At 67.7% G+C, this 24,410-nt stretch carries 29 protein-coding genes; 12 read left to right on the top strand and 17 right to left on the bottom strand.

The annotated features are described in order from the left end of the window. The first annotated feature begins 9 nt into the window (after nucleotides 1-9). On the top strand, nucleotides 10-741 hold the full coding sequence (locus tag A5724_RS18830; RefSeq protein ID WP_067805247.1) for an MBL fold metallo-hydrolase: 732 nt from the start codon (nucleotides 10-12) through the stop codon (nucleotides 739-741). Here the strand turns inward: A5724_RS18830 and A5724_RS18825 are convergent. Genes A5724_RS18825 through A5724_RS18805 form a run of 5 tightly spaced genes read right to left on the bottom strand, consistent with a single transcriptional unit; the run spans nucleotide 738 to nucleotide 5,071 of the window. Then, entirely contained in the window at nucleotides 738-1,028 is a 291-nt protein-coding gene (locus A5724_RS18825) for a hypothetical protein (protein ID WP_067805244.1), read from the bottom strand. The genes A5724_RS18830 and A5724_RS18825 overlap by 4 nt on opposite strands. A gap of 41 nt (nucleotides 1,029-1,069) precedes the next feature. Then, complete coding sequence (locus A5724_RS18820) at nucleotides 1,070-2,404, bottom strand: NtaA/DmoA family FMN-dependent monooxygenase (RefSeq protein ID WP_067805242.1); 1,335 nt, start codon at nucleotides 2,402-2,404, stop codon at nucleotides 1,070-1,072. Continuing rightward, nucleotides 2,401-3,510: an LLM class flavin-dependent oxidoreductase gene (locus A5724_RS18815; RefSeq protein WP_067805240.1), complete on the bottom strand. Its 1,110-nt coding sequence runs from the start codon at nucleotides 3,508-3,510 to the stop codon at nucleotides 2,401-2,403. Before A5724_RS18815 ends, A5724_RS18820 begins: the two co-directional genes overlap by 4 nt. Continuing rightward, nucleotides 3,507-4,571 (bottom strand): LLM class flavin-dependent oxidoreductase, encoded by a 1,065-nt coding sequence (locus tag A5724_RS18810; RefSeq protein WP_067805237.1) that lies wholly within the window; start codon nucleotides 4,569-4,571, stop codon nucleotides 3,507-3,509. The genes A5724_RS18815 and A5724_RS18810 overlap by 4 nt, the downstream gene beginning before the upstream one ends. Then, complete coding sequence (locus A5724_RS18805; protein WP_067805234.1) at nucleotides 4,568-5,071, bottom strand: GNAT family N-acetyltransferase; 504 nt, start codon at nucleotides 5,069-5,071, stop codon at nucleotides 4,568-4,570. The genes A5724_RS18810 and A5724_RS18805 overlap by 4 nt, the downstream gene beginning before the upstream one ends. A 116-nt stretch (nucleotides 5,072-5,187) precedes the next feature. Here A5724_RS18805 and A5724_RS18800 point away from each other — a divergent pair, with 116 nt between their 5' ends. After that, nucleotides 5,188-6,051: an SDR family oxidoreductase gene (locus A5724_RS18800; protein ID WP_067805231.1), complete on the top strand. Its 864-nt coding sequence runs from the start codon at nucleotides 5,188-5,190 to the stop codon at nucleotides 6,049-6,051. 357 nt (nucleotides 6,052-6,408) lie between these two features. Here the strand turns inward: A5724_RS18800 and A5724_RS18795 are convergent, their stop codons facing one another. The 6 genes from A5724_RS18795 to A5724_RS33210 are packed head-to-tail and all read right to left on the bottom strand — an operon-like array spanning nucleotide 6,409 to nucleotide 10,450. Then, nucleotides 6,409-6,825: a hypothetical protein gene (locus A5724_RS18795; RefSeq protein ID WP_067805229.1), complete on the bottom strand. Its 417-nt coding sequence runs from the start codon at nucleotides 6,823-6,825 to the stop codon at nucleotides 6,409-6,411. Between the two features lie 2 nt (nucleotides 6,826-6,827). Then, on the bottom strand, nucleotides 6,828-8,042 hold the full coding sequence (locus A5724_RS18790) for an O-succinylhomoserine sulfhydrylase (RefSeq protein WP_067805226.1): 1,215 nt from the start codon (nucleotides 8,040-8,042) through the stop codon (nucleotides 6,828-6,830). Further along, nucleotides 8,039-8,452, bottom strand: a complete 414-nt coding sequence (locus A5724_RS18785; protein ID WP_067805223.1) for a rhodanese-like domain-containing protein — start codon at nucleotides 8,450-8,452, stop codon at nucleotides 8,039-8,041. Before A5724_RS18785 ends, A5724_RS18790 begins: the two co-directional genes overlap by 4 nt. 19 nt (nucleotides 8,453-8,471) lie before the next feature. Beyond that, nucleotides 8,472-8,879: a lumazine-binding protein gene (locus A5724_RS18780; protein WP_067805613.1), complete on the bottom strand. Its 408-nt coding sequence runs from the start codon at nucleotides 8,877-8,879 to the stop codon at nucleotides 8,472-8,474. 23 nt (nucleotides 8,880-8,902) lie between these two features. Beyond that, on the bottom strand, nucleotides 8,903-10,108 hold the full coding sequence (gene purT / locus A5724_RS18775) for a formate-dependent phosphoribosylglycinamide formyltransferase (protein ID WP_156752358.1): 1,206 nt from the start codon (nucleotides 10,106-10,108) through the stop codon (nucleotides 8,903-8,905). Between the two features lie 24 nt (nucleotides 10,109-10,132). Continuing rightward, complete coding sequence (locus A5724_RS33210) at nucleotides 10,133-10,450, bottom strand: UBP-type zinc finger domain-containing protein (protein WP_082965145.1); 318 nt, start codon at nucleotides 10,448-10,450, stop codon at nucleotides 10,133-10,135. 60 nt (nucleotides 10,451-10,510) lie between these two features. Here A5724_RS33210 and A5724_RS18770 point away from each other — a divergent pair, with 60 nt between their 5' ends. Beyond that, nucleotides 10,511-12,100 carry a Na+/H+ antiporter gene (locus A5724_RS18770; RefSeq protein WP_067805218.1) on the top strand — a complete coding sequence of 530 codons (1,590 nt, stop codon included), beginning with the start codon at nucleotides 10,511-10,513 and terminating at the stop codon, nucleotides 12,098-12,100. On the opposite strand, the gene A5724_RS18765 is transcribed toward A5724_RS18770, so the two are convergent. Beyond that, on the bottom strand, nucleotides 12,087-12,569 hold the full coding sequence (locus A5724_RS18765) for a MarR family winged helix-turn-helix transcriptional regulator (RefSeq protein ID WP_067805215.1): 483 nt from the start codon (nucleotides 12,567-12,569) through the stop codon (nucleotides 12,087-12,089). The genes A5724_RS18770 and A5724_RS18765 overlap by 14 nt on opposite strands. Nucleotides 12,570-12,638: 69 nt before the next feature. Here A5724_RS18765 and A5724_RS18760 point away from each other — a divergent pair, with 69 nt between their 5' ends. From A5724_RS18760 to A5724_RS18745, 4 genes are read left to right on the top strand one after another with little or no spacing between them, the layout of a single operon-like run. Next, nucleotides 12,639-14,690 carry an MMPL family transporter gene (locus tag A5724_RS18760; RefSeq protein WP_067805610.1) on the top strand — a complete coding sequence of 684 codons (2,052 nt, stop codon included), beginning with the start codon at nucleotides 12,639-12,641 and terminating at the stop codon, nucleotides 14,688-14,690. Further along, the gene (locus A5724_RS18755; protein WP_067805212.1) at nucleotides 14,626-15,432 is read left to right on the top strand and encodes an alpha/beta fold hydrolase; all 807 of its coding nucleotides are present in this window, start codon (nucleotides 14,626-14,628) and stop codon (nucleotides 15,430-15,432) included. Before A5724_RS18760 ends, A5724_RS18755 begins: the two co-directional genes overlap by 65 nt. 9 nt (nucleotides 15,433-15,441) lie before the next feature. After that, nucleotides 15,442-16,674: a cytochrome P450 gene (locus A5724_RS18750; protein ID WP_067805210.1), complete on the top strand. Its 1,233-nt coding sequence runs from the start codon at nucleotides 15,442-15,444 to the stop codon at nucleotides 16,672-16,674. After that, nucleotides 16,671-16,862, top strand: a complete 192-nt coding sequence (locus tag A5724_RS18745) for a ferredoxin (protein WP_067805607.1) — start codon at nucleotides 16,671-16,673, stop codon at nucleotides 16,860-16,862. Before A5724_RS18750 ends, A5724_RS18745 begins: the two co-directional genes overlap by 4 nt. Here the strand turns inward: A5724_RS18745 and A5724_RS18740 are convergent. The 3 genes from A5724_RS18740 to A5724_RS18730 are packed head-to-tail and all read right to left on the bottom strand — an operon-like array spanning nucleotide 16,859 to nucleotide 19,433. Further along, a complete protein-coding gene (locus A5724_RS18740) occupies nucleotides 16,859-17,503 on the bottom strand; it encodes a hypothetical protein (protein WP_197518719.1) in 645 nt (214 codons plus the stop codon). The two genes, A5724_RS18745 and A5724_RS18740, sit on opposite strands and share 4 nt — an antisense overlap. Then, nucleotides 17,500-18,141, bottom strand: coding sequence for a PaaI family thioesterase (locus tag A5724_RS18735; RefSeq protein ID WP_067805207.1), 642 nt, complete (start codon nucleotides 18,139-18,141; stop codon nucleotides 17,500-17,502). The genes A5724_RS18740 and A5724_RS18735 overlap by 4 nt, the downstream gene beginning before the upstream one ends. Further along, complete coding sequence (locus A5724_RS18730) at nucleotides 18,138-19,433, bottom strand: adenylosuccinate synthase (protein WP_067805204.1); 1,296 nt, start codon at nucleotides 19,431-19,433, stop codon at nucleotides 18,138-18,140. The genes A5724_RS18735 and A5724_RS18730 overlap by 4 nt, the downstream gene beginning before the upstream one ends. 81 nt (nucleotides 19,434-19,514) lie before the next feature. Here A5724_RS18730 and A5724_RS18725 point away from each other — a divergent pair, with 81 nt between their 5' ends. Genes A5724_RS18725 through A5724_RS18710 form a run of 4 tightly spaced genes read left to right on the top strand, consistent with a single transcriptional unit; the run spans nucleotide 19,515 to nucleotide 22,800 of the window. Beyond that, nucleotides 19,515-20,093 carry a peptidase M50 gene (locus A5724_RS18725; RefSeq protein ID WP_067805602.1) on the top strand — a complete coding sequence of 193 codons (579 nt, stop codon included), beginning with the start codon at nucleotides 19,515-19,517 and terminating at the stop codon, nucleotides 20,091-20,093. Nucleotides 20,094-20,151: 58 nt separating this feature from the next. Then, entirely contained in the window at nucleotides 20,152-21,081 is a 930-nt protein-coding gene (locus tag A5724_RS18720) for an LLM class flavin-dependent oxidoreductase (protein WP_067805201.1), read from the top strand. Nucleotide 21,082: 1 nt separating this feature from the next. Beyond that, the gene (locus A5724_RS18715) at nucleotides 21,083-21,862 is read left to right on the top strand and encodes a site-2 protease family protein (protein ID WP_067805198.1); all 780 of its coding nucleotides are present in this window, start codon (nucleotides 21,083-21,085) and stop codon (nucleotides 21,860-21,862) included. A gap of 44 nt (nucleotides 21,863-21,906) precedes the next feature. After that, nucleotides 21,907-22,800, top strand: coding sequence for a cation diffusion facilitator family transporter (locus tag A5724_RS18710; RefSeq protein ID WP_067805195.1), 894 nt, complete (start codon nucleotides 21,907-21,909; stop codon nucleotides 22,798-22,800). Nucleotides 22,801-22,852: 52 nt separating this feature from the next. On the opposite strand, the gene A5724_RS18705 is transcribed toward A5724_RS18710, so the two are convergent. Continuing rightward, the gene (locus A5724_RS18705) at nucleotides 22,853-23,269 is read right to left on the bottom strand and encodes a DUF3151 domain-containing protein (RefSeq protein WP_067805193.1); all 417 of its coding nucleotides are present in this window, start codon (nucleotides 23,267-23,269) and stop codon (nucleotides 22,853-22,855) included. Between the two features lie 59 nt (nucleotides 23,270-23,328). Here A5724_RS18705 and A5724_RS18700 point away from each other — a divergent pair, with 59 nt between their 5' ends. Then, nucleotides 23,329-24,120 carry a DUF4878 domain-containing protein gene (locus A5724_RS18700; RefSeq protein WP_067805190.1) on the top strand — a complete coding sequence of 264 codons (792 nt, stop codon included), beginning with the start codon at nucleotides 23,329-23,331 and terminating at the stop codon, nucleotides 24,118-24,120. Here A5724_RS18700 and A5724_RS18695 read toward each other — a convergent pair. After that, nucleotides 24,117-24,401, bottom strand: coding sequence for a hypothetical protein (locus A5724_RS18695; RefSeq protein ID WP_232004894.1), 285 nt, complete (start codon nucleotides 24,399-24,401; stop codon nucleotides 24,117-24,119). The two genes, A5724_RS18700 and A5724_RS18695, sit on opposite strands and share 4 nt — an antisense overlap. Nucleotides 24,402-24,410 lie beyond the last annotated feature (9 nt).

The following is a 24,410-nucleotide window of genomic DNA, read 5'->3' as shown; positions in this document are numbered from 1 at the left end:
ACTCGCCCCATGCCAGCAGCCCTGACAGCCGTCACCGACCGCGTGCACTTCGCCGAGACCGACCTGGTCAATTGGACGCTCGTCGTCGACGACACCGGCGTGATGCTGATCGACGCCGGCTACCCCGGCCAGCGTGACGACGTGCTCGATTCGCTGCGACAGCTGGGATTCGGTGTCGAGGACCTGCGCGCCATTCTGTTGACGCATGCGCACGTCGACCATTTCGGCACCGCCATCTGGTTCGCCAAAACCTATGGCACGCAGGTGTATTGCCACGCCGCCGAGGTCGGGCACGCCAAGCGGGAGTATTTGGAACAGGCGGGGCCCGGCGACATCATCCCGCATCTGTGGCAACCCCGATTCCTCAAATGGACGCTGACGATTTCGCGTAAGGGCGCGCTGTTGCGCGACGGCATTCCGAGTGCGCAGGCGCTCACCGAGGAAGTCGCCGCCGGACTGCCCGGCCAGCCGATGACGATCCCGACTCCCGGGCACACCGGCGGACACTGCTCATACGTAGTCGACGGTGTGCTGGTCGCGGGCGACGCTCTGGTGACCGGCCATCCGCTGTTGCCGAAAACCGGGCCGCAACTGCTGCCCGGACTGTTCAACCACGATCAGGACGGCTGCGTGCGCAGCCTCGGTGCGCTGGGTCTGCTGGACACCGACGTGCTGCTCCCCGGCCACGGCCCGGTGTGGCGGGGCGCGATCCGCGATGCCGCCGCGGCGGCCGCGCGCTAGTTCAACGCTTCGTAGCCGAGCAGGAAGATCGCGGTCAGGCACAGCCCACAGCCGACGACGACGGTCGGCATCAGGATCATGCTGTCGAGTTCCTCATCGTCGAGCACATCGTCCTCGAACCGGCCGAACAGCACGCGCGCCACGCCGGTTCTGCGGAAGCCGTGCACGAGCTTTCGCACCGCCTTGGTGTCCCGCCTGCGGCCGATGAGGGTGCGCGACGCGAAGCCCAGTACCAATGTCAGCGCGGCGGCACCGAGTATCAGCCAACCCACCGCGGTCTGCGACATAGACACACCCCACCCCGGTGTCCACGACACCAGGGGCCAGCCTATAGGCCGAGGTGATCCCGCAGGGTGTGCCCGGTGTATTCGGTGCGGAAGCTGCCGCGCTCCTGGAGCAGCGGCACCACGCGGTCGACGAACTGGTCGAGGCCGCGCGGGGTCAGATGCGGGACGAGGATGAAACCGTCGCACGCGTCGGCCTGCACATGCAGATCGATCTCGTCGGCCACCTGCGCGGGTGTGCCGACGAACTGCTGGCGGCTGGTGACAGCGATGATCAGTTCGCGAATGCTGAGCTTCTCGGCCTCCGCGCGCTCGCGCCACGCTGCGGCAAGCGCCTTCGGATCGCCGTGCCGGACGCGACCCTGCGTGACGGTGGGATCGTCGGCGGGTTCGACGTCGGGCAGTGGACCGTCGGGGTCGTAACCCGACAGGTCGCGTTGCCACACCTGCTCGAGCATCGTGATCGCGGTCTGCGGGCCGACCTGCTGGCGCCGGATGTGGTGGGCCTTCTCGGCCGCCTCCTGCTCGGTGTCGCCGAGCACGAACGTCGCCGCCGGGAAAACCTTGAGCTGGTTGGGATCCCGGCCGTACGACGCCGCAAGGCCTTTGACGTCGGAGTAGTAGGCCTGGCCGGCCTCCAGGGTCGAGTGCAGGGTGAACGCCGCGTCGGCGTATTTGGCGAGAAAGGCCCGCCCGTCGGCGGAATCGCCTGCCTGCAGCAGAACGGGATGGCCCTGCGGCGCGCGGGGCAGGGTACTCACCCCGCGAACGTCGAACTGCGGGCCGCGGTGTTCGACCACGCGGATGCGGGCGGGGTCGACGTAGACGCCGTTGTCCCGGTCGGCGAGCACCGCGTCGGGTGCCCAGCTGTCCCAGAACTCGCGCGCCACGGTGACGAACTCCTCGGCACGCTTGTACCGGTCGGAATGATCCAGGAACCCCCCGCGGCGGAAGTTCTCACCGGTGAACGCGTCGGACGAGGTGACGATGTTCCATCCGGCGCGGCCGTCGGACAGATGGTCGAGGGTGGCGAATTGCCTTGCCACCTCGAAAGGTTCGTTGAATGTGGTGTTGATCGTGCCGGTCAGCCCGAGCCGGTCGGTGACAGCGGCCAGCGCCGCCAGCACGGTGAACGTGTCGGGCCGGCCGACGACGTCGAGGTCGTGGATGCGGCCACGGTGCTCGCGCAACCGCAGACCTTCGGCGAGGAAGAAGAAGTCGAACAGTCCCCGCTCGGCGGTCTGCGCGAGGTGCACGAAGGACTCGAATTCGATCTGGCTGCCCGACTGCGGATCCGACCACACGGTGGTGTTGTTGACCCCGGGGAAGTGCGCAGCAAGGTGAATTCGCTTGCGCTCGTTACCTTCTCGTACTCTCATAAACCCCACCTCTTGGCGATCAGTTGATGTGAGCGCAGCCGGTCGGCGTGGCAGTGCGTGACGGAGGTGATGACCAACTCGTCGGCGGCGGTGACCCGCTGCAGGGTCGCCAACTTGTCGGCCACTTCGTCGGGATCGCCGACGAATTGCGTTGCGGTGCGGTCCTTCACCAACGCGGCCTGCTCTTCGGTCAGCGGGTCGACGGTGTCGGGGTCCGGGTACGGCACCGCGCCGCCGCCTGCGCGGATCGAGTACACCCAGTGGCCGTAACTCGACGCCAGGTGTCTGGCGGTGGCGGAGTCGTCGGCAACCACTACGTCGGCCGACACCACCACGTACGGTTCACCCAGCGCCGCAGAGGGTTTGAACGCGTCGCGATAGGCGTCGATCGCGTCCAGCGCCGTCGCAGGCGTGATGTGGTAGCTGGCGACGAACGGCAGTCCGCGCGCACCGGCCACCTGCGCGCTCTGGCCCTTGCTGCTGCCGAACACCCACGGCACCAGGCCGCTGCCCTCGCCGGGAACCGCGTGCGCGTCGATACCGTCGATCACGTAGCTGCCGTCGAGCATCGCCAGGATCTCGCCGACCTGTTCGTCGAAATCGGGTGCGACGGCGCCTGGTTGCTGCAGGACCGACATGGTGGCCCGCAGCCGCGGGCTGCGCATCAACACGCTCATGTCGAACGGGGGTGGCACGACGACACCGCCGACGTCGCGCCATTCGGTTCGCGGTGGCTTCCTGGGAGTGCGTTCCTGCTCGGCTTCCCGGCGCCGCTGCCCCGACCGCCCGACACCGAGGTCGATGCGGCCGGGATAGAAGGCGTCGAGCATGCCGAAGCTCTCGACGACCGCGACGGCCGTGGTTTGGCCGAGTTGCACGGCGGCCGCACCGACCCGGATCCTCTCGGTGGCGGCGGCGATCTGACCGATCAGCACCGCAGGCGATGAACTGGCCACCGCGACGAAGTGATGCTCGGCGATCCAGTAGCGCTTGAATCCCCACTGTTCGGCGTACCGAGCGAGGTCGACCGTGTTGCGCAGAGCGGTGGCCGCGTCGCTACCTGCGCTGATCGGCGCGAGGTCGAGAATTGACAACGGTACCGTCACGAATTCGCCTGTGCGTAGCGGTTTTCTGCGATCGGCAACCCGAGCCGGTGGCGCAGCGTCTCACCGTCTTGGTAGGAGGTGCGGAAGCGGCCCGCCCGTTGCAGCAGCGGCACCACGTCGTCGACGATCACCGGCAGGTCGGTGGCGTTGACGGCGGGCCTCAGCCGGACGCCGTCGACACCGCTGTCATGCCAATGCAGCAGCAGATCGACGAGTTCGGTTGCGGTGCCGTCGAATACCAGCGCATCGGAGCGAGCGTCGGTGGTCCCGTCGAACGTCACGTAGAGATCGGAGTACACCTTGATGCCTGCGACTTCGGCCTGGATGGACCGCAGCGACTCGTCGTCCTTGGGCGTGATGAACACCAGATCGGTGCTGCGCTTGGCGAATTCGTAGATCGGCCTGTCGTGGGCAAGCGCGGCGACGACGGGCTGCCCCTGCGGCGAACGCGGGGTGATCGAGGGCCCCTTGACGGAGAAGTATTTGCCGACGAAGTCGATGTAGTGCAATTTGTCGCGGTCGATGAAACGGCCGGTGGAGGAATCGCGGATGATGGCGTCGTCCTCCCAGCTGTCCCACAATCTGCGGGCCACCTCGACGGCGTCGGATGCCTCGTCGAACAGGTCGACGCCGCTGACGTCGCGGCGGCCGAACAACTCCGCCTCGTGCGAGGTGCTGCTGACGCGGACCTGCCAGCCGGCTCGGCCATGGGAGACGAAGTCAAGCGTGGCAATGGCTTTCGACACGTGAAACGGTTCGGTGTGGGTCACCGTCGCGACGGGGACGAGCCCGATGTGCGTGGTCGAAGGCGCCACTCTGGACGCGACCAGCACGGCGTCAAGCCTGCCTGCGAGCCACCGCGGTTCGATGTCGGGACGACGGCGCCGCTGCGGGGTCAGCGCGTCGTCGAAGGTCAGAAAGTCGAGCAGGCCGCGCTCGGCGGTGGCGGCCAGACCCGCCCAGTACCGCCCACTCGTGACCGGCGACAGATCCGGCGTGTGCCGCCAGGCCTCGGGGTGCCAGCCATAGCCGTCGAGGGCGACGGCGAGGTGCAGAGTCATGAGAGTTCCTTCCGGAACGCAACCGGGAACACATCCCCCTCGGCGGCCAGCGGTTCGGCCAGCCGGACGTAGCCGGAGGACAGATAGAGCGCTTCGGCCTCGGGCTGGCGATCGCCCGTCGTCAGGTAGATGGAGCGGTAGCCGCGGGCGACGATCTCGGCCTCGAGAGCGGCCAGCAGCGCAGTGGCGTGGCCTCGGCGACGGTGGCGGCTGTCGGTCCAGATGCGCTTGAGTTCGGCGGTGGACTCGTCGAAGCGACAGAATGCGCCGCCGGTGACCGGCTCGTCATCGAGCAGGCCGATCAGCAGCCCGCCGTGGGGTGGGGCGAACTCGTCGGCGGGGTAGCCGCGCAGCCAGTCGGACACGGCCTGTTCGGTGGCGCCGTAGCGCGTCGAGTATTCGACGGTGAGTTCGGCCAGCAGCGGCTCGGCCAGCGGGTCGTCCTGGCCGACCGCGACGAAGCGGAGCGGGTTCAGAGCTGCGCGCCCGGCTTGAGTCATCACCTCAATGTCTAACGTCAGCCGTCGAGCCGCATTCCGTACCGGGATATTCGCTCACGTTGATCGCAAATATCCGCACTTCCACCCCAAACTTGACATGTGTAAAGTTTGGCGGCATGGACAACATCGCAGGCAGAACCATCGCGATCACCGGCGCCGCCCGCGGCATCGGCTATGCCACCGCCAAGGCGCTGCTCGCCAGGGGTGCCCGGGTCGTGATCGGCGACCGTGACGTCGCGTTGCAGGAGTCGGCCGTGGCCGACCTCACGAAGCTGGGACCGGTGTCGGGCTATCCGCTCGACGTCACCGACCGCGACTCCTTCGCATCGTTCCTCGACAAGGCGCGCACGGATGGCGGCGGCCACATCGATGTGTTGATCAACAACGCGGGCGTGATGCCGATCGGGCCGTTCCTGGAAGAGTCCGAGTCGGCGATCCGGTCGTCCATCGAGGTGAATCTGTACGGCGTGCTGACCGGCTGCCAACTGGCGCTGCCCGATATGGTCGCCCGCCGCCGCGGCCACGTCATCAACATCGCGTCGCTGTCCGGGTTGATCCCGGTTCCCGGGCAGGTGGTCTACGTCGGCGCCAAGTTCGGTGTGGTCGGGTTGTCCGCCGCGCTGGCCGACGAGATGGCGCCGTACGGGGTCGACGTGTCGGTGGTGATGCCACCGTTCACCAACACCGAGCTGATCTCGGGCACCAAGAGCGGCGGCGCGATCAAGCCGGTGGAACCGGAGGAGATCGCGGCGGCGGTGATCAAGACGCTGGAGAAGCCGAAGACGCACGTATCGGTGCCCGCGGCGCTGCGGTTCACCGCGCAGACCGCCCAGATGCTGGGGCCGCGGGGCCGACGTTGGATGAACAAGCGGTTGGGGCTCGACAGGGTCTTCCTCGATTTCGACCGCACGGCGCGCCAGGGCTACGAGCAGCGGGCGCGCGCGGCACAGGGCGTCGTCGAGGGCTCGGACAATGGTTAGCGGCGTCGCCTACGTCCGCGAAATGCACGTTTTGTAGAGACCTCCCGCAATTCCTCTACAAAACGTGCGTTTCGGCGAAGTGTGCCGGAGCTGGGCACTACGGAATGTCGGACGTTCCTTCCGAGGTCTCCTCGAGCTCAAGTCCGAGCATCGCGGCCAGACAGCCGTGATCCGCGCAGTCGTGAGTCGTCGGGGTGATGTTGTCAGTCATCTCAATTCTCCTGTTTGCGTAGCCATTTGGGACGACAACAAGCTATGTGCTTGCACTCGCCATGGCTCGCTTGTGCGCACAAACCGCACAACACGCGATTCACCGCGTTTTGCGCATTGCGTTCAGAAAGCGTTGGGGCTCGGGAATCAGTTGAACTGCGGCGGCGGATCGCCCGCCCGATATGCCTCGATCGCGTCGAGTTGCTCGAACAGCGAATCCGGGGTGAACTCGGCCGTTTTCGACGTCGCGGCCAACATCACGTGGACGATCTCGGCGTCCTCGACCGCCGACATCCACACGGTCGTCACCGGCGCGAGTTTGTCGCCTTCGACGTCGGCGGCCGACGGCGGATAGAACCAGAACACGAAGTCCTCGTCCGACTCTTCCTCGTCGAATTCCCAACCGCGCTCGGTGATTCGCGCGTCGAATGCCTCCAGGTCGGTGGCGATCGCGGCCTGGGTTGTCACCAGGTCCGCCATCACGGCGTCAGGAACCCAGGTCGCATCCTTGGCCGCCTGCCGCTTCTTGCGGCGGGCCTTCTTCGCATCCGATCGCCGCGACACCCTCAGCCCAGCGCCTGCTCGAGATCGTTGATCAGATCCTCGGTTCCTTCCAGCCCCACCGAGATTCGCACCACGCCGTCGCCGAGTCCGATCGCGGCGCGGCCCTCCGGGCCCATCGCCCGGTGTGTGGTGGTGGCGGGATGGGTGATCAGCGACTTGGAGTCGCCGAGGTTGTTCGAGATGTCGACGATGCGCAGCTTGTCCAGCACCTCGAACGCGCGCTCCTTGGTGCCGCCCTTCAGCTCGAACGTGACAACCGTTCCGCCGCCGGTCATTTGACGCTTGGCGAGGTCGTACTGCGGATGTGACTCCAGGAACGGATATTTCACCCAGCTGACCGCCGGATGCTTCTTCAGGAACTCGGCGATCCGCTGCGCCGAGGCGTTCTGGTGCTCGACGCGCACCGCCAGCGTTTCCAACCCCTTCAACAACGTCCATGCGTTGAACGGGCTCAGCGCAGGGCCGGTGTGGCGCATCAACTTCTGCACCGGTTCGTCGATGTATTCCTTCGAGCCGAGGATCGCGCCGCCGAGCACCCGGCCCTGGCCGTCGATGTGCTTGGTGCCCGAATACACCACCACGTCGACACCGAGCGGGAAACCCTGCTGCAGGATCGGCGTAGCGAAAACGTTGTCCAACACCACTTTTGCGCCCACCGTGTGCGCCATCTCGCTGACCGCGGCGATGTCCACCAGCGACTGCATCGGATTCGAGGGTGTCTCGAAGAACACCGCCTGCGTCGGGACCGACAGCGCCTCTTCCCACTGCGACAGGTCGTCGCCGTCGACGAACACCGTCTCGACGCCCCAGCGCGGCAGGATCTCACTGCACACCACGAAGCACGATCCGAACAGCGACCTTGCTGCCACCAACCGGTCGCCAGCACCCAACAACGCGCCGAGCGAGGTGAACACCGCGGCCATGCCCGTCGCCGTCGCGAAGCACGCGGGCGCGCCCTCGATCAGCCGCAACCGCTCCTCGAACATCGAGATCGTCGGGTTGCCGTAGCGCGAGTACACGTAGCGGTCGATGTCGCCGGTGAACGCCTTCTCGGCCTCCGCGGCCGACGAGTAGACGTAACCCGACGTCAGGAACAGCCCCTCGGCGGTCTCCTCGAAGCCCGACCGCAGCAGCCCGCCGCGCACGCCGATGGTGGCCTGACTGACGCCGTCGGGCAGTTCAGCAGGGGTACGAACAGAGGGAATTTCTGGGCTCATGATTGTTTCCAAGGCAATCCGACGGATTTCCATCCACTTCCGCCGCGATGTCCCTGTTCGTCGAGGTTGCCCTCGAACCCGTCGAGCACGTTGTAGGACGGGGCGATACCGGCCTCGGTCGCGGCCTCGGCGGCGCCGATCGACCGGTTGCCGGACCGACACAGGAACACCACCGGACGGTCCCCCGGGGTCACACCCGCGGCCTTCAGATCCTCGACGAAGTTGTCGTTGTGCTTGCCGTCGGTGCGGTTCCACTCGACGTAGACGACGTCGCGGCCCAGTGTGGACAGATCCGCCACCCCGACGAAGCGCCACTCGGCGTCCGTGCGGCAGTCGACCAGCACCGCCTCCGGATTGTCGGCCAGCAGCTTCCACGCCTGTTCAGGCGTGATGTCTCCGGCATAGGTCATCTTCGGAAGTCTTCCACAGCTAGCTGGGACCGGTTGAACAGACCTTCCATGCTCCGTCCTCGCGCGCGAACGTCATCTCGACACCGGTTTTCGCATCCGGGGCCTTGTCGAAATGATAGGTCACCCGCGCGGTCGCGCGGTCGCCGTCGACCTTGACCTCGGCGACGTCGTCGACGAACCTTTCGCCCCGCTTGGCCACCGAATCCCGTTGTCGGGCAAGAATATCGGCTTCGGCACCCTGGTGTTCCCGGCAGGTGTAGGCGCGGAAGTCGGCGTAGTTCTGCCGCTGCAGCGCGTCGTTCTGGCCGACCGCGGCGCGGCCGACGAGCTGATCGGGGGGCGGATCGTTGGCGCCGAAGAGGTTGAACAGCCAGATTGCGCTCACCACGAGCACAATGACAGCCAACGCGCCAAGGAACGGCGCCATCGTGGGGCGGTCTTCTGGTTCGGTCACCAGAGTTTGCGCAGGGCCGCCGACACCCGGCGGGCCCGGTCCCGCGCGACGATCGGATCCGGTGCGGTAGCCAGCGCCACCCCCAACCGGCGGCGCCCGTCGGTTTCATCGGGCCGGTCGAACAACCGCACGTCGCTCTCCGCGACCGCCAACGCCTCGGCGACAACGTGCATGTCCACCCCGGCCGAAACGGTCGACTCCGCACCCGCGTAGCTAACCTCCGCCGCGGCGGGCGAGATCATGATCGTGTCCACGGAAAGCCCGAGGATCGCGCGCGCGTGCAACTCGAACTGCGAAAGTCGTTGTGAGCGAAGGGTCACCAGACCGCTGTCGTAGGGCCGCGGCCGGACGTCGGCGAAATACACCTCGTCGCCGCGCACGAGCAGTTCCACCCCGAACACGCCGCGGCCGCCAAGGGAGTTGACGATGCGGGCGGCGACCGACTTCGCCGCGTCGAGCGCCGCCGGGGACATCTGCTGCGGCTGCCAGGACTCCAGCACGTCGCCCTCAGCCTGGTGGTGACCGATCGGCTCGCAGAAGTACACCGCAGGCCCCGCGGGCCCGTAGGTGCGGACCGTCAGCAGCGTGACCTCGAAGTCGACCTCGACCACCGTCTCGGCCATCACCCGGTTGTGGGGGATGTGCCCTGCGGCGATGGCCCGGTGCCATGCGGCCGCCACGTCCTCGGTGCGCACCAGCACCGACTGACCCTCACCCGGCGGCGCGGCGATCGGCTTGACCACCAACGGGAACCCCGCGTGCTCGGCGACCGCGGTCAACTCCTCGACCGAACCGGCGAACCAGAACGGCGCGGTGGGCAGGCCGAGTTCGTCGGCGGCCAGCCTGCGCAGGCCCTCCCGATCCATCGACAGCCGTGTGCTGCGCGGCGTCGGGAAGACCTCGATACCATCGCCCTCGGCGACGGCGATCAACGCGTCGGCGGCGATCAACCCCGACTCGGCCACGATGTAGCGGGGCTTCTCCTTCTCGATGAGCGCGGTCAGCGCCTCGGCGTCGGTCATCTTCACCACGGCGGCGCGGTCGGCGACGCCGTGCGCGGGAGCGTCGGCGTACCGGTCGACTGCGATGACGTCGGCGCCCAGCCGCTGAAAGGCGAGCGCCAACTCCCGGCTCAGCTCCCCGGACCCCAGCAGCATCACGGTGGATCCTGCCGGCCGGGCCTCTCCCGTTGTTTCACTCATCGCGGGTCCCAGCCTGCCAGATGCTCAGCCCAGCCGGACGTCGATGTGACACCACCGCCAGTCCTCGCCCGGCTCGGCGGAGCGCATCACCGGATGGCCGGTGGCGCGGAAGTGTTCGCTCGCATGCTGATGTGGGCTCGAGTCGCAGCAGCCGACGTGACCGCATGTCAGGCACATACGCAGGTGCGCCCATGTGTTCTCTCCGAGCCGTTCGCAGTCTTGGCATTTGCCGGGAGTGAGCGGTTCCGGGTCGGCCGGGGATTGCGCGCTGGCAGCCAGGTGTTCGCATGTATCGGGGACCGTCGTCGAGCCGGTATCGCTCCGGCGTGATCTCCTCAGCATGTTGACCAAGAATACGGAGCCGCAGCCGCGGCGGCTTCGGACGCAAGGGAGGTTGGGCAGGTGGGTGCCTCACTGCTGGCGGTCCTCGTCGTGTCCGTCCTGTTGTCAGCGGTGGCCAGGCGCTACGACGTGTCTGCGCCGCTGGCGCTGGTGGTGGCCGGACTGCTGGCAGGCCTGATTCCCGGTTTCAAACAGATCGAACTCGACCCCGAACTTGTGCTTTATGTGCTGCTGCCGCCGCTGCTGTGGTCGGCCGGGCTGGAAAGCAGCTACCACGCGCTGCGCCGCAACATCGGGCCGATCGGGCTGCTCGCCGTCGGGTTGCCACTGGCGACGACGCTCGCGGTGGGCGTCGTGGCCTACCACGTCGCGCCGGAGCTGACGGTCGCCGCCGCGTTGACGCTGGGGGCGATCGTGGCGCCGCCCGATGCGGTGTCCGCGACGGCGGTCGGCCGCAGGCTCGGGCTGCCGCGGCAGGTGATGACGCTGCTGGGCGGCGAGAGCCTGCTCAACGATGCGACGGCGTTGACCGCCTACAAGGTGTCGTTGGCCGCGGCGATCGGCACCGCGGCGACGTGGCGAAGCGGGTTGACGACGTTCGCGCTGGCGGCCGCGGGCGGCGTCGTGGTCGGCGTGGCGTTGGGCGCGATCACCTCGTTCGTCCGGTGGCGGCTCGACGATCCGCTGGTGGAAAGCGCCATCGGGCTGGTGGCGCCGTTCGTCATCTATCTGACCGCCGAGGAGATTCACGGCTCGGGCGTGCTGGCGGTCGTGGTGGCCGCGTTGATGCTGGGCCAGAAATCCACCAGGGCCGGTTACGCCACCCGACTTCAGGACCAAGCGGTGTGGCGGGCGCTGACATTGATCCTGGAATCGTTCGCATTCCTGCTGATCGGTCTGCAGTTGCCCACCGTGGTCGGTGAGCTGAAGGGCATCACCGCATCGGTCATCGCGATCTCGTCGATCGCGGTGCTGGCGACGGTGATCGGAGTCCGTATCGCGTGGGTGTTCGTCTTCGCGTACCTGCCCCGGCTGCTTTCGCCCCGTGCCCGCGAGCGCGGGCCCGCACCGACCCCCGCGCAGGTGTTCGTCGTCGCGTGGGCGGGCATGCGCGGGGTGGTGTCGCTGGCCGCCGCGTTCGGCGTGCCGCTGATGACACTGTCGGGCGACCCGTTCCCGGGCAGGCCGCAACTGGTGTTCCTGACCTTCGTCGTGGTGATCGGCACCTTGCTGCTGCACGGGCTGACGCTGCCGTGGCTGATCCGCCGGCTCGGCGTGCAGGGTGACGACGCCCGCGCCGATGCGATCGCCACCGCAGGTGCACAGGACAAGGCGGCGCGGGCGGCCGAGGAGCGACTCGATCAGCTGCTGGCCGAAGAGGAGGTCACGGATGTCCATCAGCGGGCCGCAGAAGTGTTGCGCAGCTGGAACACTCGCAGACGCAACTCGGCTTGGGAGCGGTTGGGCCGCGACGCCGACGAGATCGGCGAGAGCCCCGCGGCGGCGTTCCGTCGGCTGCGCTTGGAGATGTTGGCGGCCGAACGCGCGACCTTCATCGCCGAACGGGACAGCGGACGCATCGACGACGAAGTGTTGCGGGAAGTGTTGCGCGGGTTGGACCTCGAGGAGGCGACGCTCAACCGGGGCTAGCGTCGAGTTCGGTGCGGAAGGCCCGCATCGCGTCGATCACCGCGGTGAAGGTGCGGTGCGCCGCCGCGAGGTCAGCGTCGGGAATGTCGGCCAGCGCGCGCCGGGTGTGCTCGCCGAGCGGAGTGAAGAAACCGCGCGCGACGTCCATGCCGTGGTCGGCCACCCGCAGGAGCACCTTGCGCCTGTCGGCCGGATCGGAGTCGCGGCGGACGTGACCGGACGCGATCATCCGCTCCACGAGATACGTGATGGCGGCGCCCGACACCCCCATCTGCTGCCTCAGCTCACCCGCGGTCAGCGGCGTTCCGGCGTTCTCCGCCACCACGATGTGCAGCAGCGCGCGAAAGTCGTTGGCCGCCACCTGATGTCGGCCTGCGAAGTGCTTGCCGATTCGATCCGACTCGGCCGTCATCGCCCGGACGTCCGCGGCGATCACCGATTCCAGGGCGCTGCGGGCGGGGTTCGGCATGGCCCCAGCATAGCCGCATTCAGTTAATTTGCTTAATTATTAAGTTTCTGAGATATTGGGGGCGTGTCCCTGTCGCACCGCTTGTCCTGGATATGGGCGCTTCTCGTGGTGGCGGTGTCCGGCGTCCTGATGGCCCTGCTCGGCGGAGGCGACTCCAACCAGCAATCACCGGTAGGAGTACCGGCCAGCGCCGAGTCCACACGCGCCGATGCGCAGCGTGCTCAATTCCCCGGCGGCGACAAGGCACCTGCGATCGTCGTCGTCAGCCGTCGCGACGGCGCGCCGCTGACCGAGGCGGACCTGGCGGCGGTCAAGCAGGGCCCGCTTCAGGTGTCCGAGGACCGCATGGCCGCGCTGACCGCCATTCCGATGGACGCCAAACTGTCCGGGTTCGCGCTCAACGACGCGGTGGAGTCGGTGCGGGACAAGGTGTCTCGTGATGTGCCCGCCGATCTGCGCGTCGAGGTGACGGGCGGACCGGCGTTCGGCGCGGACATCGCGAATTCGTTCTCGGGCGCCAACGTCACGCTGCTGGCGGTGACGGCGGCGGTGGTCGCGCTGTTGCTGATCGTCACCTACCGCTCGCCGGTGTTGTGGTTGGTGCCGCTTGCGGTGATCGGCCTGGCCGATCGCGTCGCTGCGGTGGTGGGCACCGCGATCGCCGACGCGGTGGGCATGCAGCCCGACGGGTCGACGTCCGGCATCACCAGTGTGCTGGTGTTCGGCGCGGGAACCAATTACGCGCTGCTGCTCATTTCACGCTATCGAGAAGAGCTGGGGCGCACCGACAATCACCGCTCAGCACTCTCGGTGGCGGTGCGCAGGGCCGGACCCGCGATCATCGCGAGCAACGCGACGGTGGTCCTCGCTCTGCTCACGTTGTTGTTCGCCTCGTCGCCGAGCACCCGCAGCCTCGGTGTGCAGGCGGCGGCGGGCCTGGTGGTCGCCGCCGTGTACGTGCTGGTGGTGCTGCCGCCGCTGCTCGGCGTGTTCGGTAAGAGGTTGTTCTGGCCGTTCATTCCGCGCGTGGGTTCGGAGGCGCTCACCGAAACCGGCGTCTGGCACCGCATTGCGGATGCGGTGGCGCGTCGGCCCGCCGTCGTCGCGACGGTGGCGATCGCGGCGCTCGCCCTGTTGTGTACCGGTCTGCTTTCCACGCCGACGGGCTTGTCGCAGACCGAACAGTTCCGGGTGAAGGCCGAATCGGTCAGCGGCTACCAGACCTTGGCGGCGCACTTCCCGAGCGGGCTGACCGACCCCACCCGTGTCATCGGGCCGACCGCCCGCGCGGCCGAAATCCAGCGCGCGATCACCGACACGCCGGGGGTCGTGTCCGCTACGCAGGCGGGCCAGTCACCGGGCGGGCTGACCCAATGGTCTGTGGTGCTGGATGCCGATCCCGCGTCGGGCGAGGCGTTCAAAACCATTGATGCGCTGCGTGATTCGACGCATACGGTCGACGACGACGTGCTTGTCGGCGGATCCGACGCGCAGGCCAGAGACGCAAGCGCCACTGCCGCGCGGGACAGGATGGTGATCATCCCGATGATCCTGGCGGTGGTGCTGATCGTGCTCTACGTGCTTCTGCGCTCAGCGTTGGCGCCCATGGTTCTGGTCGCGGTGACCGTGTTGAGCGCGCTGGCGGCCCTCGGTCTCGGCGGCTGGGCCAGCGTGCACGTGTTCGGCTTCCCGGCGTTGGACAACACCGCGCCGCTGTTCGCGTTCCTGTTCCTGGTGGCACTTGGCGTGGACTACACGATCTTCTTGATCACCAGGGCGCGCGAGGAGACGCCGGAACACGGCACGCGCGGTGGCATCGTGCGCGCGGTGTCGGCGACCGGCGCTGTCATCACCAGTGCAGGCATCGTGCTCGCCGCGGTGTTCTGCGTGCTCGGTGTGCTACCGCTGATCGTGCTGACACAGATCGGCATCATCGTTGGACTGGGCATCCTGTTGGACACGTTCGTCGTTCGCACGGTGATCATTCCCGCGCTGTTCACATTGATCGGGCCCCGCATCTGGTGGCCGGCGCTGCGCGGGGACTACGGTGCGACGAATGGAGAGACGCGAGGTCGACACCGTGCTGGGGAAGGTGCACGTCCGCACCAGCGGCAGCGGTGAGCCGATGCTGTTCTGGCCCAGTCTGCTGATGACGGGCGACATGTGGGCGGCCCAAGCGGAGCACTTCGAAGCCGACCATCAGGTGATCCTCGTCGATCCGCCGGGCTTCGGCGAGAGCGAGAAGCTCACGGCGACATTCACTTTCGATGAATGTGCGCGCTGTATCGCCGACATCCTCGACGACCTGGGAGTCAAGCGCACACATTTCGTCGGAAATTCCTGGGGCGGCATGATCGGCGGCACGTTCGCGGCCAACTATCCCGATCGCATCGGCAACGCGGTGCTGATGAACTGCACGGCATCGCCCGCGGGCATCATGCAGAAGATCGAATACAACTTCCTGCTGGGGATGGCGGGCCTGCTCGGCGGCATCCGCCCGCCTCTGACCGCTTCGGTGCTCAAGGCGTTCCTCGGCCCGACGACGTTTCGCACCCGTCCCGATGTCGTGGCGTCCGTGCGCGAAACGGTGCAGCGGGTCGACCTCCGGTCGGGTAGCTGGGCGGTTCGCAGCGTGGTGCCGTTGCGACCGGATCAGCGCGCACTGCTGGGAAAGGTGAAGACGCCCGTGCTCGTGGTCGCGGGCGCCGAGGATGCGACGTTTCCCGTGCAGGAGACAACGGCGATGGCCGAGGCGATCCCAGGCGCGGCGGCTGAGGTGCTGGACGGGGTGGCACACCTGGCCGCGATGGAGGACCCGGCCGCCGTCAACAAGCTGATCGAGGAGTTTGTCACCGGCGGGTAGCGTCGTTACATGGCTTCCTCCGATGCCGCGCTCCGCGACGGCGAAGCAACCCAACTGCCTCCGCTGCACATGCGGCGGGTCGGCTTCGATCCGACGCCCGCCCTGCGGGAGATCCGCGAGAGCACCGGTGTGCGCACGGCCACCAACTCGTTCGGCATGACCGTTTACCTGGTCACCCGGCACGAAGACATCAAGGCGGTGCTGTCGGATCACGAGCGGTTCTCCAACGGTCGGCCGCCGGGTTTCGTCATCCCCGGCGCGCCACCGGTGTCGGAGGAGGAGCAGGCCAGCTCACGCGCGGGCAACCTGCTGGGCCTCGACCCGCCAGAACACCAGCGGCTGCGCCGCATGCTCACCTCCGAATTCACCATCCGCCGGATGAAGCGGCTGGAACCGCGCATCGTCGAGATCGTCGAAGCGCAGCTCGACTCGATGGAGAAAGCCGAACCGCCAACGGATTTGGTGGCCAACTTCGCGTTGCCGATCCCCTCTCTGGTGATCTGTGAGCTGCTCGGCGTGCCCTACGACGACCGCGACGACTTCCAACGCCGCAGCGCGCGCCAGTTGGATCTCTCGATTCCCATCGCCGAGCGCCTCGAGCTGGTGCGGCGCGGCCGCGAGTACATGGGGTCACTGGTCCAGCGGGCGCGGCGAGCACCCGGCGACGACATCCTCGGCATGCTGGCGCGCGAGCACGGCGACGAGTTGACCGACGACGAACTCATCGGCATCGCAAGCCTGTTGCTGCTCGCCGGGCACGAGACGACGTCGAACATGCTCGGTCTCGGCACACTGGCGCTGCTGCGGCATCCCGAGCAATTGGCCGCCGTCCGCGACGACCCCGATGCGGTCGGACCCGCGATCGAGGAACTGCTGCGCTGGCTGTCGATTGTGCACAGCGCGATCCCGAGGATCACCACCACCGACGTCGAGATAGCGGGTGTGCCCATTCCGGCGGGCGAATTGGTGTTCGTGTCGCTGCCGTCGGGCAACCGCGATCCGGACTTCATCGATGCGCCGGAGGTGCTCGACATCGCCCGCGGCGCACCGGGGCACCTGGCGTTCGGCCACGGTGTGCACCACTGCCTCGGCGCCCCGCTTGCGCGGATGGAGATGCGGATCGCGTTTCCCGCGCTGCTGCGCCGGTTCCCGTCGCTGGCGCTGGCCGAAGACTTCGCCGAGGTGCCGTTCCGGTCGTTTCACTTCATCTACGGTCTGAAATCACTGGAGGTGACGTGGTGAGAGTGCTGGCTGATCGAGACGTGTGCATCAGCGCCGGAAACTGTGTGATGGCCGCGGGCACCGTCTTCGATCAGGATGACGACGGCATCGTGGTGGTGCTGGTCGACGAGGTACCCGATGGCGACGAAGACAACGTCCGCGAGGCGGTACGACTCTGTCCGTCGCAGGCTTTGCAGGTGGCGGGCTAGCCGTCACCGTCCAAGGCGATCACCCCGGCGCGCGCCAGTAGCAGCAGGCTGACCACCAGCACCCACACCGGGAACGCCAGCACCAGCCACATCGTGACGTCGCTGGCGATCAAAAGGCCAACGGCGGCAAGGTAACTCGTGAGGACCAGCCAGCGCGGCATCAGCCCGGTCCTGAGCCAGATGGTGGCCAGCGAGATCATGAACACCGCCGCCATCCGCAGCGCGTAGGTCTTCGTCACCGTCAACAACATCATCTGGCCGAACGCGGCGACGCCCGGGTCGCCGGACGCGTGGCTGCGCTCGAGGCCCGCACCCACCCCGGCGGCGACGAACATCATCGCGATGAACAACAGCCCACTGCCGATGAACACGGTCGAGAAGAACTTGTCTTCGTAACGGCCGAGCCCGTCGCGCACCACGCCCATGAACCACAGGAATGCGATGGCCGCGAACGGCATGATCGTCGCCGCGATCTTCAAATTCGTGCTGCCGGCCCGCAGCCACTGCGCACCGGGTTGCTCACCCTCCGGTAGCGCAAGCCGGATCAGCACCAGCGAGGTGGCGAACAGCAGCGCGAACAACACACCGGCGACCGCCGCTGTCCGTGGGGTGGACAGCCTGCGCACGCCGGTCGGGTTCATGGCTGTCCGGGCAGCAATCTGACCATCAACCCGTTCGCCTCGGCGAGCAGGTTCTGTTCGGAGTCGTACAGCGCCGCGTTGACGAATGCCTTGCGGCCCTCGGTTTCTCGGACCCAGCCGCGTGCGGTCAGCGGGGTGTCTATCGGCGTCACCTTGCGGTAGTCGACGTGCAGGAACGCGGTGCGGCTGATCGGTCGGCCCGCCGCGTGAATCACCATGCCGAACACCGAATCGAACAGCAGCGGCAGCACGCCGCCGTGCACCGCGTAGTTCCCGCCGACCGAGAACCTGCTGAACTGCACGCTCAGTTCGACGCCGTCGGGTTCGAACTTCGTCACCCGGTACGGCGGCATCAGCAGACTGCCCGCGCCCGGTAGCGACGGCACCCGGTTGGCCGGGCCGACGCCCTCGGGCGCCTCGAACGGGTCGAGCAGCTTCACCAGTTCCTCGGCGCGGTCGGCGGCCAACTCCCACGTGTCACTGTCGGGATCCGCCGACACCGCGAGATCCTGCGCCCTGCGCATCGCGGCGAGAAACCGCCCGAACCCGAAACCCGGCTGCGCCGCTTCGAAATTCGGGAACCCACCGTGCTTGTCGTAGTCGGGGTCGGCCAGATGTGGGTCGTCCGCGGAACTCACCTTGCCGCCAGGATGTCGCGCCGCACGATGGTCTGCTCACGCCCCGGCCCGACGCCGATGCACGAAACATGCGCTCCGGCAAGTTCTTCCAGCCGCAGCACATAGTCGCGGGCCTTCGCAGGGAGATCGTCGAACTCGCGGGCGTGGGAGATGTCCTCCCACCAGCCCGGCAACTCCTCGTAAACCGGTTCGGCGCGGGCGATGTCGCTCTGCGTCATCGGCATCTCGTCGGTGCGCTTGCCGTCCACGGTGTAGCCGACGCAGATCGGCACCGTCTCCAGGCTGGACAACACGTCGAGCTTGGTCAGGAAGTAGTCGGTGATGCCGTTCACCCGGGTGGCGTAGCGGGCGATGACAGCGTCGAACCATCCGCAGCGACGACGCCTGCCTGTCGTCACGCCGAATTCGCCGCCCGTCTTCGACAGATACTCGCCCTTTTCGTCGAACAACTCCGTCGGGAACGGACCGGACCCCACCCGCGTGGTGTACGCCTTCAGGATGCCGAGCACCGTGGTGATGCGTGTCGGGCCGATACCCGAACCCACCGCTGCACCGCCTGCCGTCGGATTCGACGACGTGACAAAGGGATACGTGCCGTGATCGACGTCGAGCAGCGTGCCCTGCGACCCTTCCAGCAGCACCGTCTCGCCGTTTTCGAGTGCGGTGTTCAGCAGGAAGCGGGCGTCGGCGATGCGGTGCTTGAACCCCTCGGCCTGACCCAGCAGGCTCTCGACCACCTCGGCGGCCACCAGCGCCTTGCGGTTGTAGATCTTGACCAGCACCTGATTCTTGAATTCCAGTGCGGCCTCGATCTTTTCGGCCAGCTGCGCCTCGTCGAGGACGTCGGCGACACGAATGCCGATGCGCGCGATCTTGTCCTGATAGCACGGCCCGATACCGCGGCCGGTGGTGCCGATCTTCTTGCTGCCCGCGTACCGCTCGACCACCTTGTCGATCGCGACGTGGTACGGCATCAGCAGGTGGGCGTCGGCCGAGATCAGCAGTCGCTCGGTGTCGACGCCGCGATCCTCGAGGCCCTTGAGCTCGTCGAGCAGCACACCCGGGTCGACGACCACACCGTTGCCGATGACGTTGGTGACGCCCGGCGTGAGGATCCCCGACGGAATCAGGTGAAGGGCGAAGTTCTCTCCGGTCGGCAGCACCACGGTGTGGCCCGCGTTGTTACCGCCCTGGTAACGAACGACCCATTGGACGCGGCCACCGAGCAGATCGGTCGCCTTTCCTTTGCCCTCGTCACCCCATTGGGCGCCAATGAGCACGATTGCCGGCATGGCATAGTCTCCCGCTTTATCTGCCTCAAAACTGTGGCAGCCGGTGACACACCTTATCCCAGCCGACTTCGAGGAGTGCCGTTGACCACAACCGATGTTGTGGTGTTGCGGGCCGACCGCCGACTTCCGCGCGCGCTGCGCGGCCTTCCCGAGGTCGGCATCGACGAGGTCGCCGACTGCCGCAGGGTGATCGTCATCGGCCCGCATGCCGACGTCGCGGCCGTCCTGACGCGCCTACTCAAGGCCGATCGGCTCGAAGTTGAGGTGGGCCACGTCCGCAGGCCGTGGCAGGCGCGCCGGATACGTGACGGTCAGGCGCAGCGGGTGCCGCTGATCCGCGACGACACCGGCACCGTCATCGTCGGCGCGGCCGAATGGCGCGGCGATCCAGCCGGAAAAACCCTGCACGGCGAAGCCGTCGTCGACGACACCGTGCTGTTCGACGGCCAGGTCAGCGGTGTGCGCATCGAGCCGACCCTGTCGATGCCCGGCCTGCGGGCGGCCGTCGTTGGCGGAGGCAGGCGCCGATGGGTCAGCGGCCGCGCCGCCCAACTCGGCAGCCACGGGGCGACGGTGATCCGCGACGGCGTGCCCACCGCGAAACCGGTCAGGCGCTCGACGTTCTACCGGCACACCGAAGGCTGGCTACGGGTCGGCTGACCTGGGCATTTCACGTCCTTCCAACACCTACCGAAGGCCACGGCGGCAGTGTGGGCGCATGACAGATCTTCGAGTCGGCGTTTTCGCCCCGGTCGGGCAATTCGCGGCGCCTGCCGAACAGCGCGAGGCCATGCTGGCCAGGATCGCCTCGGCCGGTGTCGACCACGTGTGCGTCAACGACCACGTCAGCTTCCTCGTCGGCGCGGGCGCGGACGCGCTGATCGACGCCGCCGCGGTGCTGACCCGCTACCCCGGCCTGCCCTGCTACATCGCGCTGTATCTGCTCCCGCTGCGCCATCCGGTGCTGGTCGCACGCCAACTGGCGAGCCTGGCCGAGCACGCACCCGGGAGGCTGACGTTCGGCGTCGGGATCGGCGGCGAGGACCCGCACGAGTACGAGGTCTGCGGGGTCGACCCAAGCACCCGCGGTCGCAGGATGGACGAGTCGCTCGAGTTGCTGCGCGCGCTGTCCGACGGCAAGCCGGTCAGCTTCGACGGAGAGTTCTTTCGTGTGCGCGACGCGCAGATCGTCCCCGCGCCCCCATCGCCGATCCCGATCACGATCGGCGGCCGGTCGGAGGCCGCGGTGCGCCGCGCAGGGCAGTACGGCGACGGCTGGCTGGGGATCTGGGTCTCCCCGCAGCGGTACCGCTCGGTGGTCGACCAGGTCGCCATGCATGCGGTGCACGCGGGCAGAAATCCGAACGGCTTCGAGCACGCGCTCAACGTGTGGTGCGGTTTCGGCCCTAACAAGCAGGACGCCCGAGGCCCACTCGCGATCGGAATGCGGACCTTCTACCAGATGCCGTTCGAGCCATTCGAACGCTATTCGCCGTACGGCACCCCGGCGGACGTCGCCGAATTCCTTGCCTCGTACGTCGAGGCAGGTTGCTCGGTGTTCAACGTGATCGCGTGCGCCGTAGATCATGAAACCGCGGTGTCCGGAGTTGCGGAGGTGCGCCGACTGCTGCGCGCGGTAGCTTCGTGACGTGACCATCCGCCCGCTGCATCAATCGGTGCGGCCAAGCCCGATCTTCCTGGCCATCGTGGCGCTCGCGGTCGTCGGCGCGGTGCTGGCCTGGGTGGCCGCCGACGCCCGGCGTCCGCTGGCGTACGTCGGCGTGTTCATCTTCGTGATCGCGGGCTTTCTGGTCACGCTGTGCGTACACGAATTCGCCCACGCCTACACCGCATGGCGGTTCGGTGATCGCGGTGTCGAGTCGCGCGGCTACCTGACGCTCAACCCGCTGAAGTACACCCACCCGCTGCTCTCGCTCGGTCTGCCCGCGCTGTTCATCGCGCTCGGCGGCATCGGCCTGCCCGGCGGTGCGGTGTACGTGCGCACGTCGTGGATGACCACCCGGCAGAAGACGCTCGTCAGCCTGGCCGGCCCGGCCACCAACCTGGCATTCGCGATCATGCTGCTGGTGATCACCCGCCTGATGTGGGATCCCGAGCACCTGGTGTTCTGGGCCGCCATGGCGTTCCAGGGCTTCCTGCAGGTGACCGCGTTCGTGCTGAACATCCTGCCGGTGCCCGGCCTGGACGGGTACAGCGCGCTCGAACCGCATCTGAGCCCGCAGACCCAGCGCATGATGGAGCCCGCGAAGGGCTGGGCGTTCTTCGTGCTGCTGCTGTTGCTGTTCACCCCGCAGGTCAACCGCTGGTTCTTCGGGATCGTGCTGTGGTTCTTCGACGCGTCCGGGGTGCCCCAGGGGTTGATCGGGTGGGGCATGGACCTGACGCGGTTCTGGTCGGCCTGGTTCTGAGCACCTCCTTGCGACATATGCGTGATTGCGCATAGATTGCTGGCATGGGCGCCGGACATGATCACAGCCACCCGGATGCCCGTGTCAGCAGGATGGTCATCGCCGCCGGCATCCTGACCGCCTTCTTCGTCCTCGAGTTGACCACGGCGCTGGTGATCAATTCGCTGGCCCTGCTCTCCGACGCAGGCCACATGCTGACCGACCTGGTCGCGATGTTCATGGGCCTGACCGCGGTGCTGCTCGCTCGCCATGGCAGCGCGTCGCCGGCCCGGACGTACGGGTGGCACCGCGCCGAGGTGTTCACAGCCGTCGCCAACGCGGTGTTGCTGCTCGGGGTTGCGACGTTCATCCTGGTCGAGGCCATCGAGCGACTCGGCGACGCGCCCGACGTCCCCGGCGTGCCGATGATCGTCGTCGCGCTGGCGGGGCTGGTGGCCAACGCGGCCGTGGTGCTGCTGCTGCGGTCGCACTCCAAGGACAGCCTCGCCGTCAGAGGCGCCTACATGGAGGTGGTGGCCGACACCGTCGGCAGCATCGGCGTGTTGATCGCGGGCATCGTCACCGTCACGACGGGCTGGCCGTACGCCGACGTGGTGGTCGCGGTGTTGGTCGCGCTGTGGGTGCTGCCGCGCGCCATCTCGCTCGCCCGCGCCGCGCTGCGGATCCTTTCCGAGTCGTCACCGACCCACATCGACGTCGACGAACTGCGCAGCGCGCTGTGCGCCGTCGAGGGCGTAACCGAGGTGCACGACCTGCACGTGTGGACGCTGGTGCCGGGCAAGGACATGGTGACCGCGCACCTGACCAGCAGCCGCGACTCGGCGCTGGTGCTCGACGACGCCCGCGCGGTGCTCAGCGCACGCGGGCTGGACCACGCGACAGTCCAGGTGGAACCGCCCGATGCGGCCGCCGACTGTGAATGCGAAGCCGAGCGCTAGCCCACCGGCCGGGCTCCTCAACGCGGCCTTCCGCCGCTTGATCGTCGTCCGGCTAGCCGAGGCCCAGCTCGACCCGCGCCTCCGGGTCGCAGTCGTCGAGCAGATCGAGACAGCGCTGATATTCGTCGGTCTCACCGATCGAGTCGGCGGCCCGCGCCAGCGCCGCCACACAGCGCAGGAACCCGCGGTTGGGCTCGTGACGGTAAGGCACCGGGCCGAAACCCTTCCAGCCGTTGCGGCGCAACTGATCCAGGCCGCGGTGATACCCGGTGCGGGCGTACGCGTAGGCCGTGATGGCCTTGTCGTCGGCGAGCGCATCCTCCGCGAGCGCGGCCCACGCCACCGACGCGGACGGATGCGCGGCCGCGACGATCGCCGGATTCTCGGCGGCGGCCAGTTCGGCCTCCGCCGCAGGGTCACCGGGTAGCAGTACCGGATCAGGTCCGAGGAGATCTCCCATGCGCGTCATGGCCTCATTGTGCCGATAAGCTGCACCGGTAGTTCGCAGAGGGAGGGACCGCAGCAGGGATGTCGAACCCATCAGGGCCGCAGCAGCCGGATGACGCCGCGAACATCGAGGAGACCGCCGAGACAGAGCCCGCTGAGGCGGTGACCGATCCGCAGCACGAGCCCGCCACCGAGATCCTGTTGTCGCCGGAGGCCCAGGCTCAACTGCCCGCCGACGAGACGGACCAGCCCGCCGAGCGGCGGTTCACCGCGCCGTCAGGCTTCGACGGCTCGACGCAGCGCATCGACACCCCCGCCGACCCGGCCACCGAGGTGATGCCGCCGGTACAGGCGCAAGCCGTGGGTCAATCCAAACCCGTTACACCGCAACATATTCCGCCACGCGACGACGCGCCAAAGCCGGCACGCGTCCGGCGCAGCTGGGGCTGGGTGATCGCGCTGGTGTTGGTCATCGCGGCGTTGGTCGCCGTCGCCATCCTCGGCACGGTGCTGCTGACCAGGGACAAGACGCCGAAGGCATCCGAAGAGGACAAGGTTCGCAGCACCATCCAGAACTTCGACGCCGCGGTGCAGAGCGGTGACCTGGCCACGCTGCGCAGCATCACCTGCGGCAGCACCCGGGACAGCTACGTCAACTACAACGAGGCGGCGTGGAAGGAAACCCATTCCCGGGTGGCGGCGGCCAAGCAGTATCCGGTGGTCGCCAGCATCGACCAGGTGGTGGTCAACGGCGATCACGCCGAGGCCAACGTCACCACGTTCATGGCGTATGCGCCGCAGACCCGGTCGACGCGCAGCTTCGATCTACAGTTCCGCGACGACCAGTGGAAGATCTGTCAGACAGCCAGCTAGGGCTGCTGCGACATCGCATAACAGGTGGCGAAGTGCTCCTGCGTGCACGGGATTCCGTTCACCTGCGCGAACTGACCCGGCTGGCTGACGATGTCGGCGCCCTGCTGGGGAACGGTGACGCCCACGGGCGGGCCGCCACCCGACTGCCCCTGCGTGCACACCCCGTCGAAGCGAGGAACCGTGCCCCACGGGCAGGTGTTGGCCGATGCCGGCGCGGCCACCGCGATGGTTCCCATGGCGGTCGCGGCGGTGGCGCAGGCGATCAGGATTTTCCGCTTCACGGTCACAGC

This window comes from Mycobacterium sp. ACS1612 (assembly GCF_001667505.1).
In the GTDB taxonomy this organism is placed as follows: Bacteria; Actinomycetota; Actinomycetes; order Mycobacteriales; family Mycobacteriaceae; genus Mycobacterium.
This window is presented reverse-complemented; position numbering and strand designations above follow the sequence as displayed.

What these genes read in the sequence shown, in the direction of transcription:
- A5724_RS18830 (WP_067805247.1), top strand. Translation starts at nt 10, where the DNA reads ATGCCAGCAGCCCTGACAGCCGTCACCGACCGCGTGCACTTCGCCGAG.
- A5724_RS18825 (WP_067805244.1), bottom strand. Translation starts at nt 1,028, where the DNA reads ATGTCGCAGACCGCGGTGGGTTGGCTGATACTCGGTGCCGCCGCGCTG.
- A5724_RS18820 (WP_067805242.1), bottom strand. Translation starts at nt 2,404, where the DNA reads ATGAGAGTACGAGAAGGTAACGAGCGCAAGCGAATTCACCTTGCTGCG.
- A5724_RS18810 (WP_067805237.1), bottom strand. Translation starts at nt 4,571, where the DNA reads ATGACTCTGCACCTCGCCGTCGCCCTCGACGGCTATGGCTGGCACCCC.
- A5724_RS18805 (WP_067805234.1), bottom strand. Translation starts at nt 5,071, where the DNA reads ATGACTCAAGCCGGGCGCGCAGCTCTGAACCCGCTCCGCTTCGTCGCG.
- A5724_RS18800 (WP_067805231.1), top strand. Translation starts at nt 5,188, where the DNA reads ATGGACAACATCGCAGGCAGAACCATCGCGATCACCGGCGCCGCCCGC.
- A5724_RS18790 (WP_067805226.1), bottom strand. Translation starts at nt 8,042, where the DNA reads ATGAGCCCAGAAATTCCCTCTGTTCGTACCCCTGCTGAACTGCCCGAC.
- A5724_RS18785 (WP_067805223.1), bottom strand. Translation starts at nt 8,452, where the DNA reads ATGACCTATGCCGGAGACATCACGCCTGAACAGGCGTGGAAGCTGCTG.
- A5724_RS18780 (WP_067805613.1), bottom strand. Translation starts at nt 8,879, where the DNA reads ATGGCGCCGTTCCTTGGCGCGTTGGCTGTCATTGTGCTCGTGGTGAGC.
- purT (WP_156752358.1), bottom strand. Translation starts at nt 10,108, where the DNA reads ATGAGTGAAACAACGGGAGAGGCCCGGCCGGCAGGATCCACCGTGATG.
- A5724_RS33210 (WP_082965145.1), bottom strand. Translation starts at nt 10,450, where the DNA reads ATGCTGAGGAGATCACGCCGGAGCGATACCGGCTCGACGACGGTCCCC.
- A5724_RS18765 (WP_067805215.1), bottom strand. Translation starts at nt 12,569, where the DNA reads ATGCCGAACCCCGCCCGCAGCGCCCTGGAATCGGTGATCGCCGCGGAC.
- A5724_RS18755 (WP_067805212.1), top strand. Translation starts at nt 14,626, where the DNA reads ATGGAGAGACGCGAGGTCGACACCGTGCTGGGGAAGGTGCACGTCCGC.
- A5724_RS18750 (WP_067805210.1), top strand. Translation starts at nt 15,442, where the DNA reads ATGGCTTCCTCCGATGCCGCGCTCCGCGACGGCGAAGCAACCCAACTG.
- A5724_RS18740 (WP_197518719.1), bottom strand. Translation starts at nt 17,503, where the DNA reads ATGAACCCGACCGGCGTGCGCAGGCTGTCCACCCCACGGACAGCGGCG.
- A5724_RS18730 (WP_067805204.1), bottom strand. Translation starts at nt 19,433, where the DNA reads ATGCCGGCAATCGTGCTCATTGGCGCCCAATGGGGTGACGAGGGCAAA.
- A5724_RS18720 (WP_067805201.1), top strand. Translation starts at nt 20,152, where the DNA reads ATGACAGATCTTCGAGTCGGCGTTTTCGCCCCGGTCGGGCAATTCGCG.
- A5724_RS18710 (WP_067805195.1), top strand. Translation starts at nt 21,907, where the DNA reads ATGGGCGCCGGACATGATCACAGCCACCCGGATGCCCGTGTCAGCAGG.
- A5724_RS18705 (WP_067805193.1), bottom strand. Translation starts at nt 23,269, where the DNA reads ATGACGCGCATGGGAGATCTCCTCGGACCTGATCCGGTACTGCTACCC.
- A5724_RS18700 (WP_067805190.1), top strand. Translation starts at nt 23,329, where the DNA reads ATGTCGAACCCATCAGGGCCGCAGCAGCCGGATGACGCCGCGAACATC.